14 protein-coding genes are annotated in these 19465 nt (G+C 53.3%); 11 read left to right on the forward strand and 3 right to left on the reverse strand.

The window, feature by feature from the left end:
• The first annotated feature begins 73 nt into the window (after positions 1-73).
• Together ICT70_RS09560 and ICT70_RS09565 are read left to right on the forward strand one after the other, a co-directional pair.
• A complete protein-coding gene (locus ICT70_RS09560) occupies positions 74-2743 on the forward strand; it encodes a fibronectin type III domain-containing protein (protein WP_191155957.1) in 2670 nt (889 codons plus the stop codon).
• Positions 2744-2755: 12 nt separating this feature from the next.
• On the forward strand, positions 2756-4006 hold the full coding sequence (locus ICT70_RS09565) for an Ig-like domain-containing domain (protein WP_191155959.1): 1251 nt from the start codon (positions 2756-2758) through the stop codon (positions 4004-4006).
• Between the two features lie 37 nt (positions 4007-4043).
• On the opposite strand, the gene ICT70_RS09570 is transcribed toward ICT70_RS09565, so the two are convergent.
• Together ICT70_RS09570 and ICT70_RS09575 are read right to left on the reverse strand one after the other, a co-directional pair.
• Positions 4044-5366 carry a DUF3422 family protein gene (locus ICT70_RS09570; protein WP_191155961.1) on the reverse strand — a complete coding sequence of 441 codons (1323 nt, stop codon included), beginning with the start codon at positions 5364-5366 and terminating at the stop codon, positions 4044-4046.
• A 78-nt stretch (positions 5367-5444) separates the two neighbouring features.
• Positions 5445-6482, reverse strand: coding sequence for a GMP reductase (locus ICT70_RS09575; RefSeq protein WP_191155963.1), 1038 nt, complete (start codon positions 6480-6482; stop codon positions 5445-5447).
• 158 nt (positions 6483-6640) lie between these two features.
• Here ICT70_RS09575 and dnaE point away from each other — a divergent pair, with 158 nt between their 5' ends.
• The 9 genes from dnaE to ICT70_RS09625 all read left to right on the forward strand — a co-directional run bounded on the left by dnaE (position 6641) and on the right by ICT70_RS09625 (position 18181).
• On the forward strand, positions 6641-10111 hold the full coding sequence (gene dnaE / locus ICT70_RS09580) for a DNA polymerase III subunit alpha (RefSeq protein WP_191155966.1): 3471 nt from the start codon (positions 6641-6643) through the stop codon (positions 10109-10111).
• Between the two features lie 181 nt (positions 10112-10292).
• Positions 10293-11249 carry an acetyl-CoA carboxylase carboxyl transferase subunit alpha gene (gene accA / locus ICT70_RS09585; RefSeq protein WP_191155968.1) on the forward strand — a complete coding sequence of 319 codons (957 nt, stop codon included), beginning with the start codon at positions 10293-10295 and terminating at the stop codon, positions 11247-11249.
• 17 nt (positions 11250-11266) lie between these two features.
• The gene (locus ICT70_RS09590) at positions 11267-12022 is read left to right on the forward strand and encodes a septal ring lytic transglycosylase RlpA family protein (protein ID WP_191155970.1); all 756 of its coding nucleotides are present in this window, start codon (positions 11267-11269) and stop codon (positions 12020-12022) included.
• Between the two features lie 135 nt (positions 12023-12157).
• Positions 12158-13099, forward strand: a complete 942-nt coding sequence (locus ICT70_RS09595) for an AAA family ATPase (RefSeq protein WP_191155972.1) — start codon at positions 12158-12160, stop codon at positions 13097-13099.
• Positions 13100-13212: 113 nt separating this feature from the next.
• Positions 13213-13953 (forward strand): DUF58 domain-containing protein, encoded by a 741-nt coding sequence (locus ICT70_RS09605; protein ID WP_191155976.1) that lies wholly within the window; start codon positions 13213-13215, stop codon positions 13951-13953.
• On the forward strand, positions 13946-15898 hold the full coding sequence (locus ICT70_RS09610; protein ID WP_191155978.1) for a transglutaminase TgpA family protein: 1953 nt from the start codon (positions 13946-13948) through the stop codon (positions 15896-15898). The genes ICT70_RS09605 and ICT70_RS09610 overlap by 8 nt, the downstream gene beginning before the upstream one ends.
• Positions 15899-15929: 31 nt before the next feature.
• On the forward strand, positions 15930-16151 hold the full coding sequence (locus ICT70_RS09615; protein ID WP_191155980.1) for a tautomerase family protein: 222 nt from the start codon (positions 15930-15932) through the stop codon (positions 16149-16151).
• A gap of 15 nt (positions 16152-16166) precedes the next feature.
• Complete coding sequence (locus ICT70_RS09620) at positions 16167-16388, forward strand: hypothetical protein (protein ID WP_191155982.1); 222 nt, start codon at positions 16167-16169, stop codon at positions 16386-16388.
• Positions 16389-16771: 383 nt separating this feature from the next.
• Positions 16772-18181, forward strand: coding sequence for a dihydrolipoyl dehydrogenase family protein (locus ICT70_RS09625; RefSeq protein WP_191155984.1), 1410 nt, complete (start codon positions 16772-16774; stop codon positions 18179-18181).
• A gap of 110 nt (positions 18182-18291) precedes the next feature.
• Here the strand turns inward: ICT70_RS09625 and tgt are convergent, their stop codons facing one another.
• Positions 18292-19407 carry a tRNA guanosine(34) transglycosylase Tgt gene (tgt, locus tag ICT70_RS09630; RefSeq protein ID WP_191155986.1) on the reverse strand — a complete coding sequence of 372 codons (1116 nt, stop codon included), beginning with the start codon at positions 19405-19407 and terminating at the stop codon, positions 18292-18294.
• Between the last annotated feature and the right edge of the window lie 58 nt (positions 19408-19465).

Consider the following 19465-nt stretch of genomic DNA (forward strand, 5'->3'; position numbering starts at 1 on the left):
TTTACGCTGTCAACAAACTCCAACCACCTGCACTCTTCTTTTATGCGGGCAGGCTACGCTCCGGAGGTCGCAAATGAAAAGAATATTGAGTTTTTACCTGTTGCTGGTCCTGTTTCTGATCATGGGCTGCAGTTCTGTTGCCTGGGCTAAAACCGTCACGCTGGCCTGGGATCCAAGCCCAAGCGCTGTAAGCGGTTATAAGGTATATTACCAAGTGGGCTCGGATAGCCTGTCGAAAACCGGAGAAGCGGGGACGGTCGTTGTTGATGTCGGCAGTGTGCTGACCTACAGTCTGTCACATCTCAACGATGCCGAGGATTACTACTTTGCGGTTACCGCCTATGATGCTAACGGCCAGGAAAGTGATTTCTCCAACCATGTTCACAGCCCGGCGGTGGTTGCGATCAATCACCCGCCGGTTCTTGCGCCCATCGGTACCAAAAGTGTTAATGAAGGTCAGGAACTGGCTTTTACTATTCTGGCGACTGATGCCGACGGCGATCCTTTAACCTATGGTGCCGCCAACCTGCCCGCTGGTGCAACATTTAATGCTACGACGCGCCAGTTTGTCTGGACCCCGAATTATAGTGGCTCGGAGAATATCCGGGTTTTTTCGGTGACCTTCAGTGTCAATGATGGTTCGGCCGAAGATACGGAACTGGTCACTATCAATGTCAACCCGGTCAATCGTCCCCCGGTTCTGAGGCCGATTGGGGCGCAGGAGCTGCTGGCCGGTGATAATTTCAATCTGATTATCAGTGCTACCGATCCTGATACCGCTCTCGGTCAGAATCTTACCTATAGTGCCGTCAATCTCCCCTCCGGTGCGGTTTTTCTTCCGGCTACGCGTTCTTTCAGCTGGCTTCCGGGCATACAGCAGGTTGGTACCTATCAGGTCACTTTTGTTGTTCATGATGGGCGCTTGCAGGACAGTGAAGTTGTGCCATTTACCGTTGTTCGTGCTAATGAACCGCCGGTTCTAGCTGCCATCGGTACCCAATCCGTTCATGAAAATGCTCTGTTGCAATTCAGTGTGGCGGCGACCACCGAGAGTGCTAACTTTGTTTACCGTGTAAGCGGTCTACCGGCCGGTGCCTCCTTTGATACTGCCTCAAGAACCTTCAGCTGGACTCCCGACTATGATCAGGCCGGTAGTTTTATCGTAACCTTTGCCGTGACCGATGGTGTCGACACTGATTCTGAAGCGGTCACCATCACGGTTCATAATACGAATCGTCCACCGGTGATTTCCGGCACACCGGATCCAACCGCCAGTGTTGACCGGACCTACGTGTTTGCCCCAGTGGCCAGTGATCCCGACGGTGATGACCTGAGTTATACCATCAGTGGTCAGCCATTTTGGGCTGAATTTAATAGTCAGACGGGCGTGTTAAGCGGTACGCCCATTGCTTCGGATCTCGGCAGCAGGGCAACTATTGTTATTACCGTGGGTGACGGATCTCTGACGACATCTCTGCCGGCTTTTTCTATAGAGGTTGTGGCAGCTGCGGACGATTCGGAGCCGAGCTATGTCGATGGCGAGATCGATTCGGACCGTGACGGCATCCCTGATGTGCGTGATGGCTTCCCTTTTGATCCGAACCGTACTGACTGGGTGATTTATGCCAGTGCCGGCACCGGCGGTTATATTGATCCGGCCGGAGAGGTGTCGGTTCTTTATGGTGGCACACAGCGCTTTGAGCTGATTCCGATGGCCGGCTATTACCTCAATGACCTGCTGGTCAATGGGATGTCGGTTCCCTTGCGGGATAACTATGAATTTGTCGACGTAGATTCGCATAATACCATTGAAGCGATATTTTCAGAGATTCCTTCCGGTTTGAGTCAAAATCCTCTTGAGCCGGGATTAAAGGGTATCGAGCGGGTTGATGATGGGGATGACAGTAATAATCTGGTGGATGGTAAGCCCCGGCTCGACCTTGATTATCGTTTCCACGTCACCCTGCGGGAAGAGGACTCGCTGGACCAGTACCGGGTTTTTGCTGTGATCAACGGTTATCGCTATCTGCTGCAGCAGGATGCCGGCGTGCCGGCCAGTGGTGCCCGTTTCAGTATGACCACCAGGCTTGGTCCATTGCCGGCTCAGCGTTATTACTTTGTCGTTGAAAACGCGGTAGGCACCCAATTGTGGCGCTATCCGGCAGTGGGTGACCTGCCCGGTCCGACGGTTGAACTTTTGTCCGGTCATAACATGGTGGGACTGGTCGGCAACCTGAACCCTTACGGTTTAACAACGACGGAAACCATCGGGGTCAGACAGGTTTATCGTTGGTCCCCGTCGGCAAAAAAAGAGGGTGCTTATGTCATGGTTGACAGTGGTGCACCGATAGCGTCGGGAGAAGGTTATCAATTGCGCCGGGCGACCAGCACCACCCTGCCCGATTTAAGTGCTTACGGCGAACTGAGTGTCGACCTCTATGAGTTTGATGTGTTCCCGGGCTGGAATTTGATCGCTAACCCTTACGCCGGTAATGTGCCTCTGGAGAGGGTGCTGATCCGTTCCGGCGATGCTGTTCCCATGGAGTGGCTTGCTGCAGCAACCCAGGATGTTGTGGTTGATGGCCTGCATTCGTATCTTGGTGATGATTGGGGGGGCGGCAACGAAGTCACCACCGCCGCTGGAACCAATAAGGCGATTCTGGTCCCGGGGATGGGCTATTGGATATACGTTAACCCTGTGAATCAGCCGGTGTCGCTGCTGATCCCCAGACCTTTGCGCTAACAGGAGTTGACGATGAAACGGACATTAAATTGTTGCTATTGGCTTTTCTCCTTTGTTCTACTTGGGTTGCTGACCGCCTGTGAAGGGGGTGGGGGCGGTGGTGGAACCAACTCCGTCACCGGCACACCGGCTGGAACCGCTGAAACGACCGCATCGCTATTAAGCGGGACCGTGGCAGACGGCTATTTGACCGGGGCTCGGGTGTTTCTTGATCGCAATGGTAATCGTGTCTACGACAGTGGTGAGCCGATGGCGATATCCACTGCCGGTGGGGCTTATACCTTGTCCATCAATCCCGGCGAAGGGGCGAAATATCCGGTTGTTGTTCAAGTTATTGGCGGACAAACGATTGATGAGGATGACGGACAACCAGTGGCCGCCGGCTACCTGCTGGAAGCACCACCAGGGCGCTGGCAGTTTATCTCGCCGATGACCACCCTGGTTCATCTGGAAATGCAGAAAAATCCGACCATGACGCTCCAGGGAGCGGAACTGAAGGTGAAACAAAAACTCTTAGGGGTTGTTGATGAGTTTTCCCTGTTTGATGATTATATTGCCCTGAAATCGGACCCACTCCAGAGCAACAAGGCTGAGCGTACTCATAGGGCTGCGCAGGTGGTTGCGTCCCTGATGGGTACGCTGCGCAGCGATATCACCACCAATCTTGGCGGAGAGATATCAGCCAACGACCAGCGGCCGGTAGCTTATCTGGTCAGTGACGAGATTTTGCGGCGCAGCGACAAGATCGAAGAGGCACTGAATCAGCCTCTCGACTCGGATCCGACGGTGAATATTTTAAATATTGTTACTGCGGTTGAAGAACAGATAGCACCTCAGACCCTTAGTCGTGAAAGACTGGATCTGTACGCTCAGGCTATCACTGAGAATCTTGAAGTCTGGGATATGGAGCCACCCCGTATCGCTCGGCGGAATATCCAGCATGGTGCCATTGTTTCAGTCGCTGCCAGGGTGACGGTGAGCTTTGATAAAGAGATTGATCCGGCAACCATTTCTGCAGGGGCTGTATCGCTGCATCGCTCCGGCTCATCTGTTTCCGGTGTTGTAGATTATGATGCTGAATTAAAAGAACTGCGGTTCACCCCTAACCAAAAGTTGTTCCCGGACACCGACTATACCGTGGTAGTGAGCGGGCAACTGGCTGATCATTCCGGCAACAAGATCGGCCGTGATCTGGCCTGGCAGTTTTCGACTTTGTTCGACTTGACGCCGCCGCCCCTGGCGGAAATTGGTCCGGCACTGTGATCTCTCTGGTTTGAGCCACCGGCGACTGGGTAATGGCTTACTCGCCGGTGGTTTTATCCTGATCCTGGATCAGTCGACGTTTAATGCGCCGGGTGATAAACCAGACACTGGCCAAAACCAGTGGAATGCTGGACGCCAGCAGCAGGTTTTTATTCAGCCCCCATTGTTCCAGCGGGAACCCTCCGAACACATAGCCCAGCAGGCCGACCGCATAGTAACTGATGGCGGCAATGGAGAGCCCTTCAACGGTTTCCTGCAGGCGAAACTGCAGTTTGCTGCGACGATTCATAGCGGCCAGCTGCAGGCGGTTCTGCTCCTGCAGGGTCAGGTTGGCGCGGGTACGCATCAGTACGCTGGCCCGCTCGATTCGCTTTGACAGGTCATCCATCCACTCTTTGACCGATTCGCAGGTACGTGACGCCGGATTCAGTCGTCGGGTAATAAATTCGCCCATCGACAGGTGGCCTTCAATGCGCTGTTCGCCAATTCCCTCAAGACGATCCTTGACCAATTGATGGTAGGCCTTGGTCGCCGAGAAGCGCTGGTTGGTTTCGGCGCGATAGGCTTCCAATGTCGCTTCAATCCGGGTCAGTTTTTCGAGCAGTTCACGTTCGCCGCTGGTAGTTTCTTCGTTCGTGACGACGGTCAGGATATCTCCCAGTTGCTTGTCCATATCAACCAGTTGCGGAGCGATCTTTTTAGCCAATGGCAAGGCCATTAATGCCAGCAGCCGGTAGGTTTCCATATCGGTCAGGCGGCGTACCAGCTGGCCGAGCTGAGTATTGTTGAGGTGATCATTTTTGACGATAAAACGTGAGAAACTATCGCCGTGAAGTTTGAAAGCGGTATAGATGCGGGCATGGTCACTATGGGCGCTGCTGATCATTAGCGGATGCCCCTCAAAATAGCGGGTCAATGCCTTGTGCTCATAGTTCAGATGATGCTGATCAATAATCAGATGAAAAGCACCAATCATCTGCCCCGGCAGTTGCTTCAGCCAGTCGGCAGGTAATAGATCGATCGCCGTATGAGCAAAGGGGGCGTCCGGGTCGGGAACCGCGCCTTGCATGATGGTCAATGAATAAAATTCAGCGTGACGCTCCCAATGGATAACAAAGTTGCCGACACTTTCATGGTAGGAGACGGTGCCTTTTGTGGGCTGGTTGATGTCGTAGCGACGACATAAATCACAGAGTAAATCAAAGGCCTGCTCCAACTCCTCCTGCCGCTCGCAACAGGCGGCCAAATGAGTCATCAGTTGCGGCGATTCAAGGGTGTAGAATGGTCGGATGTGCAGCTCGTTATAAAGAACCTCACGCAGGGGATGAAAATGGTAATCGACATTGGGACAGACGGGCATGGTTGTTTCCCTCGTTAGATGGCTTCTGCGCACTTATGCAAGTTATCTCTAGGGTGACCTGATGGTGTTGGCCTCAGGTCAGGAATAGGTTTGATTTTCCTGTTCCTGGACCCGGATAAAGGTCGTGCGTTTGGTCAATTCACGCAGAGCCGAGGCGCCGACATAGGTGCAGGTGGAGCGCACACCGCCAAGAATGTCCCGGATCGTATCGGCAACGGGACCGCGATAGGGAACTTCAACGGTTTTTCCTTCTGATGCACGGTATTCTGCCACCCCGCCGACGTACTTTTCCATGGCGGTTGTTGAACTCATACCATAAAAGAGTTTGTACTGTCGCCCGTTACGCTCGACCAGCTCGCCGCCACTTTCATCGTGGCCGGCAAACATGCCGCCGATCATGACAAAATCCGCGCCCCCCCCAAAGGCTTTGGCGACATCTCCGGCACTGACACAACCACCATCAGAGATAATCCGACCACCGAGGCCATGGGCAGCGTCTGCGCATTCAATCACCGCTGACAGTTGCGGGTATCCGACCCCGGTTTTGACCCGGGTGGTGCAGACCGAACCGGGGCCGATGCCGACCTTGACGATGTCGGCACCGGAAAGAATCAGCTCTTCGACCATTTCTCCGGTGACGACATTGCCGGCGGTGATGGTTTTCTCCGGAAAGGCGTCACGGCAGCGTCGGACAAAATCAACAAAGGCCTCGGCATAACCGTTGGCGACATCAATGCAGATGAATTTGAGCTGTGGGTGCTGCTTCATAATGGTATGCAATTGCTCCATGTCCTGGTCGGAGGTGCCGGTGCTGACCATGATATGCTCGACCACAGAAGCTGATTGCTGAGCCAGAAAATTTCCCCATTGGCCGGGATGATAGTGTTTGTGGATAGCGGTGATCAGACCATGACGGGCAAGTTCAGCGGCCAGCTCAAAGGTGCCGACGGTGTCCATGTTGGCGGCAATAATCGGTGTGCCAACCCAGCGATGATGACTGTGAAGAAAAGTGAACTCGCGTTCAAGACTGACCTGGGCGCGACTTTTAATGGTCGAGCGTTTCGGTCGGATCAGTACATCCTTAAAGCCCAGCTTGATATCCGTTTCGATGCGCATGATGGTATCCTCTTATCTGATTGCGGTAGCAAGAGCTTGACGTGACAGTATAACAAGGAGATCTGAATGTTGTCTGTTGTAAAATTTACACCGACTGTGGCAGTCTAGCATCCTGCTCTTAACCGTCGACCCAAAGCTTTTTTCAGGAACAGTCACCCATGGAACATTCCAACTTCGTTCATCTTCATTTACACAGTCAATACAGCCTGCTTGACGGGGCGATCAAGCTTGACGAACTGGTTGCCAAAGCCAAGGAGTTTCGCATGCCGGCGGTGGCAGTGACCGATCACGGCAATATGTTTGGCGCTATAGAGTTTTACAGCAAGGCGATGAGCGCCGGCATCAAGCCGATCCTTGGTTGTGAGGTCTACGTGGCGCCGGGATCGCGGTTTCATAAAACCAATGCCCGTGGTTCGTCTGAAGCCTCCTATCATCTGGTGCTGTTATGCATGAATCTGGCCGGTTACCGGAATATCTGTCGTCTGATTTCTGCCGCCTATCGCGAGGGATTCTATTATAAGCCCCGTATCGACTGGGATCTGCTCGCCCAGCATAATCAGGGGCTGATCGCCATGTCTGCCTGCCTTGGTGGCGAGTTACCGACTCTGATTAATCTGAATCAGACGTCAGAGGCTCATGTACGTGCCCGCCAGATGGCAGAAATTTTCGATGATGGGCGCTTTTATCTGGAATTACAGGAAAACTTTCTTCCTGAACAGAAAAAAGCTAATGCCGGGCTGATTTCCCTGGCTGATGAGCTGAATTTACCCCTGGTGGCCACCAACGACTGTCATTACCTGGCGCGCGAAGATGCCTTTGCCCATGAAGTTCTGCTATGTATCCAGACCGGCAAAACCATGGACGATCCGAATCGGATGCGTTTTCCCAATGAGGAGTTTTATCTCAAGTCCGCCGAGGAGATGACCAGCCTTTTTGCCGAGCATCCTGACGCGATCGCCAATACCATCCGCATTGCTGAACGCTGCAATCTGGATCTTGACTTTAACACCTACCACTTTCCCCAGTACGAAAAACCGGCAGACCAAACCCTCGATGAGGTCCTTGCGGAGCAGAGCCGGATTGGTTTGCAGGAGCGACTGGAAGAAATCCGCCAGGTCCGTCCGGTTACTGATGAGATGGTACGTACCTATGAAGAACGACTGCAGGTGGAACTTGACTGTATCAAGCAGATGGGTTTCCCGGGTTATTTTCTGATTGTCGCCGATTTTATCAACTGGGGTAAGGATAACGGCATCCCGGTTGGCCCCGGACGGGGTTCAGCGGCAGGCAGTCTGGTGGCCTTCGCTATTCGCATTACCGATATCGACCCGATCCCCTACAATCTGCTGTTTGAGCGGTTTTTGAATCCTGAGCGCATATCGATGCCGGATATCGATGTCGATTTCTGTATCTATGGGCGGGAGCGAGTGATCGACTATGTGCGTAAAAAATATGGTGCCGAGAATGTCGCCCAGATCATCACCTTTGGCACCATGCTGGCCAAGGGGGTGTTACGTGATGTCGGGCGGGCACTGAATATCCCCTATGGTGAGGTCGACAAGATCGCCAAAATGGTGCCGACGGTGCTCGGTATTACCTTAAAACAGGCGATTGAGCAGGAACCCCAGTTAAAAGCCCTGATTGATAAAGAACCCAAGATCAAGGAGCTGGTCAAAATTGCGCTGGCGCTGGAAGGGCTGACACGTCATGCCTCTACCCATGCGGCCGGGGTGGTGGTGACGCCGCGGCCCCTGCCGGAATATCTCCCCCTCTATGTTGATCCCAAGTCGGGCGGGCAGGTGACTCAGTACCCGATGAGCTATGTTGAAAAAATCGGTCTGGTCAAGTTTGACTTTCTCGGGCTGAAAACCCTTACCGTCCTGGAAAATGCCGTGCGGTTGGTGCGCGCCGGCAAAGATGAGAGCTTTGATCTCAAACTGATTGCCGATGACGATAAAAAAACCTTTGAGTTGCTCTCCCACGGCGAAACCACCGGGGTTTTTCAGCTCGAATCGAGCGGCATGAAGGAATATCTGGTCAAACTCAAGCCCAGCTGTTTTGAAGACCTGATCGCCATGGTGGCGCTCTATCGTCCCGGACCATTGGGTTCCGGGATGGTCGACTCCTTTATCAAGCGTAAACATGGTCTGGAAAAGTTTCAGTTCGACTTTCCCCAACTTGAGCCGATCCTCAAAGATACTTACGGGGTCATCGTCTATCAGGAACAGGTGATGCTGATTGCCCAGATTCTTGGCAATTACAGTCTTGGCGCCGCTGACCTGCTGCGCCGTGCCATGGGTAAGAAAAAAGCCGACGAGATGGCTAAACAGAAAAAACAGTTTCTGGCTGGAGCCCAGGAAAACAAGCTCAACACCAAAAAAGCCGAAGCGGTATTTGATCTGATGGAAAAGTTTGCCGCCTACGGTTTCAATAAGTCCCATTCCGCTGCCTATGCCCTGATCGCCTATCAGACGGCCTATCTTAAGGCCCATTTTCCGGTCGAGTTCATGGCTGCCCTGCTGACCGAAGATATGGAGAACACTGATAAAGTCATTAAAAATATCAGTGAAGTCCGGAGTATGGGCATTGCAATTCTACCGCCTGACATCAATGCGTCGGAACGATCCTTCACTGTAGATAACGAGGCCATGCGCTTTGGTCTCGGTGCGGTCAAGGGGGTTGGTTCTGCTGCCCTTGATGCCATTTTTAACGTGCGCAGGGAAAAACCCTTTAGCTCTTTGCAGGATTTCTGTGAACGGGTCGATCTGCGCAAGGTCAACAAAAAGGTCGTCGAGGCCTTGATCAAATGTGGAGCTTTTGATTCGCTGGGCGGCAAAAGATCGCAGTTCCTCTCCGCTTTCGAGGAATGTATGGATATCGGCCAGCGCTTGCAGCGCGAACAGGAGTCCGGGCAGGATTCACTGTTTGGCAGCAACGAGATTGTTTCTGTCGGCGGCAATGGCTATGGCCAGCTGCCGCAGATTGAAGAATGGGACGAGAAAACCTTGCTGAGCCATGAAAAGGAGGCTCTTGGCTTCTACGTGTCCGGCCACCCCCTTGCGCGCCACGCTGATGCCATTAAAAGTTTTGCCACCTGCGAAATCAGTGCTCTGAACGAGCGTACCGATAAGGAGCAGGTACGCATTTGCGGAATTGTCTCCGGGGTGAAGGAGTTGGTCACCAAAAAGGGGGACCGGATGGCTTTTGTTACCCTGGAAGACCTTACCGGATCCCTCGAACTCGTGGTTTTTCCGGAGGTCTATGCGGCGGCCATGGAACTGATCAAGGGGGAAGAGCCGATCATCGTCAGCGGCGAACTCGATGTTGGTGAAGAGGCATGCAAGCTGCTCGCCGGTGATATTGCTCTGCTGCGTGAGGTGCGTAAAACCATGGCCAAGCGGGTTCGCATCCGTTTGACGACGCCGGGGCTGCAGGAGACGCAGTTGCGCCAGCTCAAAAGTATCGTGCAGCGTTATCGGGGTGACTGCGACGTACTGCTGCAGATGGTTATTCCCAACCGCAGCGACACCTTGATCATGTTGCCTGAACAGTTGAAGATGGCGGCGACCGAAGAAGCGATGGCGGAAGTGGAGGCTCTGTTTGGCTACAGTGTAATGCACTTTGAGTAATTATCGGTCAGCTGCGGGCTTGTGCTTGACCTGGTCCTGTACCCGTTTTATTATCACAGTTTAAGTTTTTGAAATGTAAGGGTGTTTTATGCCGAATGTACAGGCACTCGTTTGCCTGTTCCATGAGACTTTTGAGGGCCAACCACGGTGATTAAACATCACCTGACGCAGGGAGATTTGCATGAGTCAGTACCTCGATTTTGAAAAACCCATTGCCGAACTGCATAATAAAATCAGTGAGTTGAGAGAATATTCGACTGACAATGTTGATTTTACCAGCGAAATCCAGAAGTTTGAAAAAAAGGCCGAACGCCTGAAAAAAGAGATCTATTCCAATTTGACCCGCTGGCAGCGCACCCAGTTGGCGCGGCATGCAGAGCGTCCCTATACCCTGGATTACATCGAACGGATCTTCACCGACTGGTTTGAGATCCATGGCGATCGCAATTACCGTGATGACCCGGCCCTGGTCTGCGGTTTTGCCCGCATTGATGGCCAACCCTGTTGCGTTATCGGACATCAGAAAGGGCGCAATACCAAGGAAAAGGTCCACCGTAATTTTGGTATGCCCAATCCTGAGGGTTACCGCAAGGCTTTGCGGGTGATGCAGTTGGCCGAGCAGTTTCGGCTGCCGATTTTCACCTTTGTCGATACCCCCGGAGCCTTTCCCGGTATCGGCGCTGAGGAGCGCGGTCAGGCCGAAGCCATCGCCAGAAACCTGCGTGAGATGGCCACCCTGACGGTGCCGGTGATTGTTACCGTGACCGGTGAGGGGGGTTCGGGGGGTGCCCTGGCGATTGCCGTGGGGAATCGGGTTTTAATGATGCAGTATTCCGTTTATGCGGTTATTTCGCCCGAAGGATGCGCGGCTATTCTCTGGAATGATGGCAGTAAAGGGCCACAGGCTGCTGAAGCATTGAAATTGACGGCGCAGGATGTCGACAGTTTGAAAACGGTGATTGACGATATTGTGCCGGAGCCTTCGGGTGGTGCCCATCAGAACCCGATTGAAGCTGCCGCCACCTTGAAACAATATCTCCTTAAACACTTGAATGAACTCCTTGAATATTCACCGGAAGGGCTGGTGGAACAACGCTATCAACGCTTCCGGGCGATGACCGAGATCGAGGAAGACTAACCTTCAGTGGTACCTATATGACATCTGCCCGGCGTGTTGTTCTGTTGTTCCTGTGTCTGACGTTGGTGCTTCTGCTCGCTGGCTGTGGTGGTCGCAGGTCTCCGGTCGTGCGGGTCGTCGATACGCCGGAAGCGCGCGAATTACCGGGTTGGCAGCGTCCTTATGACGTAGACGGCATCCGTTATACGCCGTTGCGCGATCACCAGGGGTATCGTGAACGGGGTATTGCCAGCTGGTATGGTAAAGAATTTCATGGCCTGAAAACCAGTAACGGTGAAACTTATGACATGTACGGCATCAGTGCCGCCCATAAAACCCTCCCTATGGGAACGCTGGTACAGGTGACCCATCTGGGGACGGGTAAGCAGATTGACGTCCGTATCAATGACCGTGGACCTTTTGCCGCCGGGCGGATTATTGACCTCTCTTATGGTGCCGCTCGTCAACTGGGTACGGTTGAGGCAGGCTTGGCAGAGGTCGAAGTGGTTGCCATTGGGGGTTCTTATGTTCCCCCATTGCGTTCCGTGGCCGCTGTTAGTAACAGTTATGCTATTCAGGTTGCTGCCTTTGGGGTGGCGGCCAATGCCCACCAGTTGGCGAGTCGGATGCGTGAGCGCTTCGGCCATGCCCAGGTGGCAACGGCACTGATCAACGGGCAGGCGGTTCATCGCGTGCGGGTGGGTGATTTTAATTCCCTTGAGAGCGCCGAACAACTGACCAGCCAGTTGATCGCAGAAGGGTACCGTGGCAGCTTTGTCGTCGTGTTCGAGTAAGGGGGTTTTGGATTACAGCCGTTCGATAAATTCTAGGGCTCCATGGCTTCCATGGGGCTTTTTTTGTCAGCCGGCTCATTGCTCAGATTTTTGTAGTTGGTTTGAATAACAAGGGTTTTAACCTAGGGAGTCCGCATGGAATTGCTTCATCGTCAACCGGTGTTAGATGTCATCGATATCCTTGCGAGTCGTTATCTGCAGGGGAAAATTAAAGCCCTTCGCACCGCGATGATCAGCCTGTTGGCGGAAGGGCATCTGCTGATCGAGGATATTCCGGGGCTGGGTAAAACCAGCCTGGCATTGGGTCTTGCCGCCGCTCTCGGGCTTGACTTCGGGCGCATCCAGTGCACCGGTGATCTGTTGCCGAGCGATATCACCGGTGTTTCCATTTTTAATCGTGAGGAGAACCGTTTCCATTTCGTTAAGGGGCCGATTTTTAACCACCTTCTCCTGGTTGATGAAATCAACCGTACCTTGCCTAAAACCCAGAGTGCGTTACTTGAAGCGATGGAGGAGCAGCGCGTGACCCTCGAGGGGGTAACCTATCAGTTGCCGGAACCTTTTATGGTGATCGCCACCCAGAACCCGCTGGATCATGTCGGGACCTTTCCCTTGCCGGAATCACAGCTTGATCGCTTTTTGATGACCACCGATATCGGTTATCCGCCGCCGGCGCTGGAACAACAGATCATCCGCCAGGGCAGTGTGCGCGAGGATCTGGCCCGTATCACGCCGTTGCTGACTCATGAGCAGATCATTGAAACGCGCCGGTTTGTCCGGAAAAAAATCATCCTGCACGAAAAGATTGCAGCTTATATCCACGAACTGCTGCAGCGCAGCCGTGATCACGGGTCCTTCGTTAACGGCATTTCAACCCGTGGTGGTATCAGCCTGGCGGCGGCGGCTCGCGCCCAGGCGTATCTGCAGGGGCGCGCCTTTGTCGTGCCGGAAGATGTTCAGGTGGTAGCGCTGGCGGTCATCTCTCACCGCCTGGAACTCCGCCCCGAACAGGATCATCTGAATAAAAAAGAGGTGTTGCGATCGCTACTCAAAGACATACCGGTGCCCGTCGTTTAAGGTTAACCCGTGCCGGTGCTTTTTATCTTGCCCTGACCCTGCTTTTCGGGTTTGCTGCGGTCAATACCGGCAACAATCTGCTCTATCTGTTGGTCTCGGCATTGCTCGGTTTCATGGCGGTTACCGGTTTCTGCGGCCACCGTAACCTGCACCATCTTGAATTGCGTCTGCTCCCTTCTGCCGATCTGTTTGCCGCAACCCCCGGGGCCTTGAGGATCCGCATCAGTAATCGCCAGCGCTATGTGCCGCTATATTTGCTTCAAGTCGGTATCGGCGAGGACAAGGTCATAGTGCCGACGCTTGCCGCCGGCGGCAGTGAGGTGATTGATATGGCCCTGACAATGGAACGGCGCGGTATGCAGCCGGCACCTAAGATTCAGGTCTTGTCCTGTTTTCCTGTCAACTTTTTTGTCCGTTCTTTTGATTATGACCCCGCCAGGACCCTGCTGGTTTATCCGCGCCCACTGCCAACACCGTTACCCATGAATCAGGACGCCCGAGGCTTTGCGAGGGAAGAACAGATCACCATGCCTGGTGGTGATGGCGATCTGCGCAGTATTGAAGATTATCGCCCCGGAGATTCCCCCCGGGCGATTCATTGGAAGCTGTCGGCCCGTCACGATGTCCTGAAAACCAAATTGTTGAACCGTCAGGCGGCAGCAACCAGGGTCATCAACCCAGAACAATTTGACGGCCCGCTGGAAGAGCGTCTGGGCCGCTGCGCCTATCTGGTCAATCGCTGTCTTCAGCAGCAGTGTGCGGTCGGGCTGGTGATCGGGGCCAAGCGCATTGCGCCCGGCCTGGGGCGCAGCCATCAGGTGCGCCTGCTCAAGGAGCTGGCGTTGTATGAGTAACCTCCAGCGCTTATTGAACTGGTTACTGTATGCCGCGGCCTTGCTGGCGCTGCTGCCGGTTTTCCCCTTTGTTGCCCTGTGGGTGCAGATTTTTCTCGCAACCGGTGTGGTTGCCGGCTGGTTACGTCCACGGTTGGTGTGGCACCAGGCTTTCGACCGTCTGGCAATGCTGGTGACAACTGTTGCCGTGGTGGTTAATGCTCTGCAGCTAACCTTGACCGACGTGGCACTGCCACTGGTGCAGGTACTGTGCATCCTGCTGGCAGCGCGATTGGCGAGTGAAAAAACGCCGCGCAACATACTCCAGTCCTTTGTGCTGGCATTGACGCTTCTGGCCGCTTCGTCACTGTTGACACTGGATATGGTCTATCTGGTCTATCTGGTTTTGATGATTCTGATCTTGAGCGCTGGACTGGTCTTGTTGAGCTTTGTCAATGTTGATCCCGCCATCCAGCTATCGGTTCAGGCGCTGAAAGGGTTAATCTTTTTTCTTCTGGTTATTCCCGTGATCACGCTGGTGCTGATGGCCGCGTTTTTCTTTATTCTGCCCCGTACCCCGACCCCGTTGTGGACTATTGTCGGCCAGAAAGGAACTGCCGTTGCCGGTATGAGTGATCAGGTGCGGCCCGGGAGCTTTTCAGATCTGGCCGGCACCGGAGAGATTGCTTTTCGTGCTGAAACGGCTGAACTGCCGGCACAGCTGCTCTACTGGCGCGGCATTGTTCTTGATCAGGCCGATGGTCACATCTGGCGGCGCAGCAATCGTCAACCGGATGAACAGTTCCGACCAGCAACAGCTAACGGGCAGCAGGTGGTTGTTTACGCCGAGCCCAAGTCTGACCCATATCTGGTTGCTCTTGATCGCAGCGATCGTCTGCAGGGGGTGTCGCATCGCAGTGAAACCGATGGCGTTTTTGTCCGTCAGCGCCAGGATTATCAGCGTACCACCTATCGCGCAACAGGATGGCCACAAGGGGTTGCCCGTTTAAGGGGTTCTGCCGATCTGTACCTCAGTGTGCCGGAAACCCTTTCCTCCCAAGTGCGTCAGGCTGTGGCATCCATCAACGTTGAAAACCTTGGCTTTGCCGAGCGGGTTGCTGAGCTTGAGGGGTTCTTTCTGCGCCGGCAACTCAGTTATTCGGCCGAAAACCTGCCACAAACAGAAACTCCAGTGGCTACTTTTCTCTTCGATTCGCGACGCGGCTACTGCGAACATTTTGCTTCAGCCTTCGCGGTGATGTTACGCCTGATGGATGTCCCGACGCGGCTGGTCGGTGGTTACCTGGGAGGAACCTACAATCGTTTCGGCGAATTTTATCTGGTGACAGAGGATCGCGCCCATGTCTGGGTTGAGGCGTTAAATGATCAGGGGGAGTGGGTGCGGATTGATCCCAGCCGTCTTGCAATCAATGCCGATCAGGCATTTTCTGCCGCAGTGGCTGAGCGTGGTTACGTGCAAAGCCTTACGGACGCCCTTTTTCATCTATGGACCCGGCGCGTTCTCAACTTCGATGTCCAGCAACAGTTCCAGTTGTTGCGGGAAACATCCACCAGACTTGGGCTGTTACGCCAGATCAATGTCCCCTCGCTGGTCGCTGTGATGATGATTATGGCGCTGGGTCTTGTCGTTGTTCTCGCCTGGAAGCGCCGCTGGGGGACAAAAAACAAGGGTTTGCTGCATTCCTATCTGCGCCAGGTTGCCCGCTGTGCAGGGTTGCAGCGTCTGCCCCCTGAATTAGGGTTGTATCAACTGGCGCACCTCAGTGGCCACCCTTTGTGCCGCGAGTTTGCCGACCTCTATGGAGCCGCCCTCTATGGTGGGAAAAGGCTTGATTCTTCCCAAAACAAACGATTAAGAGATGTCGTACGCCAGCTTAAAAAGGAACGATTTGTTATTGAGGTTGCATTGCCGCAATGCCTTGGCGATAATAGCCGTTCTGAATGATCTTGTGAAACAACTCTGAAAGGATATTACCATGCCCTACATAGAGGTCAACGTCACCAAAGGTGCGACCAATGAACAAAAAGCTCAACTCGTTGAGGGGATTACCGATTTGATGGTCAAAGTAATGAATAAAAATCCTTATTCAACCCACGTGGTGATCAAAGAAGTTGAAACGGAAAGCTGGGGGATTTCCGGCAAATCGGTCAAGCGCCTGCGCGCCGAAGGCAATACCGCGAACATTTCCAAGGTCTGATGGCGGGGAGGCAGTATGTCGAATCCTGGTGAATTTCTCCAGGCCTGCGCTGCCGGAAAGATCTGGGTGTATTGCTCCTCGTGCCGTGACGCTAAAAACCTCAACCTGGTGGAGCACATTGACTGCATAGCCAATCAATCCTATTGGGGCAGTGAGCCCTGGTGGCACGATACCCGCGTTTTTCATTGCCCTGATTGTGGCACGCAGCAGCAATCCCAGATCGAATATCACCCTTGATTGTTCCTTTTGTCTTTCAAACTTCAGCCCGCTGCCAGCGGGTTTTTTTTATGGTTATTTTGGTGTATCTGATCAGCACCGGGCCTTTGAATCCTATGTCAAGAGACGCTTTTCGTCATCCATGACCACTTGTTGTCGCCGTCCATGGCGAGAAAAAACCCTTGCCACAGGACCCCCGACCCTGCGCGCAAGACAGCCGCTGAATCGTTGCGTTCTGGTTAAAGATCGGGCCCGTTTATTTTTCTATTTGTTGAAGTTCAGCAAATAATCGCTAGACTGGAAGTCGACATGAATTCACTATACATTCTTTAAATCATATATATAATTAAAAGAATTAATGATCTTATTTGAATTGCCTGTTTGCGAAAAAGGAGAGAAGCAATATGACAAATTATGACTACGATATCATTACCATCGGCGTTGGCCCGGCCGGATTGGTGGTTTCGGCAATGGGTTCGGAAATGGGGCTGAAGGTCTGTGCCATTGAGAAGGCCAAGGTCGGTGGGGAATGTATGAACGCCGGCTGCATTCCCAGCAAAGCCTTGTTGCGGATGGCAAAAACCCGCCATGCGGTGACCAAGTTTCCGGCGATGCAGATGGAAGAGATGCGTGAACCGGAGGTCAAGGATCCTTTCTCCCTGATTCAGGAGCAGCTTAAAGCCGTAGTCGCCAAGTACGATAAAAAGCTCGGCAAGGTTGATATGGTCAAGGGTGAAGCGCGTTTTGTTGATGCCCACACCGTCGAGGTTGACGGACGGCAGATCAGCGCCAGGCGGATTTTCATCTGCACCGGTACGCGCCCGGCCAAACCATCGATTCCAGGGCTTGATACCATCGATAATCTACTGACCAACGAAAATCTGTTTCATCTCGAAGTGATGCCCAAAAGTATGCTGATTATCGGTGGTGGGGCTATTGGCGCCGAGATGGCTCAGGCTTTTTCGCGTATGGGGTGCCGGACAACGATCGTACAGATGGATCCCCATTTGCTGCCCTTTGCCGATCGCTTTGCCGGTGAGTTGCTTGAGGAGTGTTTCAAAAAAGAGGGTATTGCTGTCTACAACAGCCGTTCCATCACCTCGGTTACTAAAAATGAACAGGGCAATGTTGTTCTGACCACCAAGGAAGGGGAAACCCTTGAAGCTGAGCGCTTGCTGCTCGCAGCCGGTCGGACGCCGGTGATTGACAAACTGGATCTGGAAAAAGCGGGGGTTCAGTATACGCCCAAAGGGATACCGGTCAATGCCAACCTGCAGACCAATGTTCCCAACATTTTTGCGGTGGGAGACTGCAATGGTAACTACCTGTTCTCCCATGCGGCAATGCACCAGGGAATGATCGCCCTGATGAATATTATGCGCCCCTGGCCTTTCAAAAAGGACTTCAAGAAATATGTTGTGCCCTGGACGGTGTTTACCGAACCACAGGTGTCGTCCGTCGGGCTGCGTGAAGCCGACCTGATTGCTGCCGGCATCAAATACGAGGTGATTGAAGCCAAATATGCTGATTACGGCGCGGCGATTGCCGAACAGGTCACCACCGGATCGGTGCGGGTCCTGGCGAGCAAATACGGCAAGATCTACGGGGCTTCAGTGATCGGCGAGGGTTCTGCAGAAATGATTAACGAGTGGGCCCTGGCGATTCAGAAGAAAATCCGTCTGGTCGATATCATGCTGCTACAGCACTCGTTCCCGAGCATGTCGTTCATGAATAAATCGATCGGCGAAATGTGGATGATGGGGATGCTAAAGAATGAAACAATGAAGAAGATGATGACCAAGATGCTGAAATAGTCATTATTCCAGGGGCAGTTTCACCCCCCTGTTGTTGCTTAACTAGATGCGGGCAGGCCAGCGATTTGCTGGTCTGCCCGCTGTTTGGTTTGGATGCGTTTTCTTTGCTTTCACTTCCCCGATGAAAAATATTCTCCCAGAAAGTCAGCCTTAAAAGCGGCAAAATCACCTGCCTCAATCGCCGTACGTGCCTGTGCTACCATGTTCAGATAAAAACGCACATTGTGAATGGCTGACAGGGTTGCTGATAGAATTTCGTTGGCATTGAACAGGTGATGGAGATAGGCGCGGCTGAAATTAGTGCAGCAATAGCAGTCGCAGGAGGGATCAACGGGGAAAAAGTCGCGGCGGAAATTGCGATTGGTCAGGCGGATTTTTCCGCGCCTGGTAAACAGGGTAGCGCTGCGGGCATAGCGGGTTGGAATGACGCAATCAAACATATCCATGCCGCGCTCAATCGATTCAAGAATATCCTCCGGTAGCCCAACCCCCATCAGGTAGCGCGGCTTATGCTGCGGCATGTGGGGTTCCGTGTCGTCAACCACTTTTTTCAACAGCTCCAGCCCCTCACCAACGCTGACGCCGCCAATCGCGTAACCGGGAAAACCAAGGGCTGCCAGTTGCTTGGCGCACTGACGCCTTAAATCCGGGTAGACGCTGCCTTGAACGATACCGAACAGGGCCTGCTCATCAGGACGTTGGTGATGCTGCAGACAGATTTCGGCCCAACGCAGGGTTTTGTTGATCGATTTGGCCGAATAGTCATAAGTGGCGGGATAGGGAATACACTCATCAAAAGCCATCATGATATCAGAGCCTAAATCGTTCTGAATCTGCATCGCTTCTTTAGGGCCGAGAAAAATTTCATCACCGGTTCCCTCGTGACGAAAATGTACCCCATCTTCACCAATCTTTTTGTTAGGTAGGGAAAAAACCTGAAAGCCGCCGCTGTCGGTAAGGATCGGTCGTTCCCAGTTCATGAACCGGTGAAGGCCGCCGGCTTTCTTGATTAATGCTTCACCGGGTTTCAGATGCAGGTGGTAGGTATTGGAGAGGATAATCTGCGCCTGTGTTTCTTCAACCTGGGCCGGGGTCATGGCTTTAAGAGCCCCATGGGTGCCGACCGGCATGAAAATCGGGGTTTCAATGGTGCCGTGAGGGGTTTCTAGTCGACCGCGGCGGGCACGGGTTTGCGGATCTTGCGCTAGCAAGGTAAAGTGGAACATCTGATATTTCTCCTGTTAGGCCATATTGCCGATTGACGCGTCTGACGTATAACAAAAT

Origin of the sequence: Pelovirga terrestris, assembly GCF_014773365.1 — a bacterium.
In the GTDB taxonomy this organism is placed as follows: domain Bacteria; phylum Desulfobacterota; class Desulfuromonadia; order Desulfuromonadales; family Geopsychrobacteraceae; genus Pelovirga; species Pelovirga terrestris.